Source organism: Gordonibacter pamelaeae 7-10-1-b (assembly GCF_000210055.1).
Taxonomy (GTDB): domain Bacteria; phylum Actinomycetota; class Coriobacteriia; order Coriobacteriales; family Eggerthellaceae; genus Gordonibacter; species Gordonibacter pamelaeae.
In genome coordinates, this window is the sequence record NC_021021.1 from 1685281 (window position 1) to 1686531 (window position 1251).

The 1251-nt window shown below is 69.9% G+C and carries 2 protein-coding genes; both read left to right on the forward strand.

Features of this window, described 5'->3' with window-relative positions; all coding sequences use genetic code 11:
• Positions 1-116: 116 nt before the first annotated feature.
• Positions 117-431: a TusE/DsrC/DsvC family sulfur relay protein gene (locus GPA_RS07855; RefSeq protein ID WP_015539531.1), complete on the forward strand. Its 315-nt coding sequence runs from the start codon at positions 117-119 to the stop codon at positions 429-431.
• Between the two features lie 53 nt (positions 432-484).
• Positions 485-1251, forward strand: a 767-nt coding sequence (locus GPA_RS19045; protein ID WP_083808983.1) for a cobyrinate a,c-diamide synthase, incomplete at its 3' end; no start/stop codon positions are given.

Genomic DNA, 1251 nt, shown 5'->3' on the forward strand with positions numbered 1-1251 from the left:
CGTTGCGGTGGGCGGTGCCCTGGAGGAGCCGGCCGCCTCGTAGAGACAAGCATCGGCCGGCGGAGCAGTCCGTCGGCTGGTCATAGATGATGCACGACGATCAAAGGAGGATAGCTATGGCTGAGTTGGTGGTTGGAGATCGCACGCTCGCGCTCGACGAGGACGGATTCCTCGAGGACGCCAGCCTGTGGGACGAAGAGGTTGCGGAGAAGCTCGCCGAGACCGAGGACGTGGTGCTGACCGACGAGCATTGGGAGGTCATCAACTACCTGCGCGGGTACTACGCCGAGTTCGGCGTGGCCCCCATGGTGCGCAAGATGCTGAGGGACACCGGCAAGTCCAACGCCGAGATCTACGAGCTGTTCCCCAGCGGTCCCGGCAAGGGAGCCTGCAAGATCGCCGGCCTGCTGAAGCCGACCGGCTGCGTGTAGGCCTTCGCGTCCGGGCGCGCTGGAGGGAGGCGCGCCCGGGCCAAGGATGCCTTATGGGCGCTATCGAAACGACAGGCCCGGCCATGCCCCGGGTCATGGTTGCCGCACCCCACGGCAGGAGCGGCAAGACCGTCCTCACGCTGGGGCTGCTGCGCGCGCTGCGCCGGCAAGGGTGCGCCGTCCAGCCTTTCAAGAAGGGCGCCGACTTCATCGACCCCGGCTGGCACACGGTGGCGGCTGGCAGGACGAGCCGCAACCTCGACCGCTACTTCATGGAGCCCGACCAGATCCGCGCCGTGGTGCGCGAGGCTTCGGCGGGCGCCGATGCATGCGTGATCGAAGCCGCCATGGGCCTGTACGACGGGCTGGATGCCGAGGGCAGCACGTCGTCGGCCGAGATCGCGAAGATCACGGACACGCCGGTCATCCTCGTGCTGGACGTGACGCGCATGACGCGGACGGCGGGCGCCCTCGTGCTGGGATGCTGCGCGTTCGATCCGGACGTGCGCATAGCGGGGGTCATCTTGAACCGGGTGCGCGGGGCGCGGCAGCGCGGGCTGATCACGGAGGTGATCGAACGCACGTGCGGCATCCCCGTGGTGGGCGCGGTGCCGGCCGATGCGCGGCTCGACGTGCCCGACCGCCATCTGGGCCTCGTGACGAGCGGCGAGACGGACGGGCGGGAGCGCCTGCTGGACGGCATAGCCGACGTGGTGGAGGAGTGGGTGGACCTGGACGCCGTGCGGGCCGTCGCGGCGGGAGCGGGGGAGCTGCCGGGCGCGATGCCGGAGACGTTGCACGCGGACGACGCCGCGGAGGC

Excerpts from the sequence above, each read along its gene's own strand:
- GPA_RS07855 (WP_015539531.1), top strand. The coding sequence starts at position 117 with ATGGCTGAGTTGGTGGTTGGAGATCGCACGCTCGCGCTCGACGAGGAC.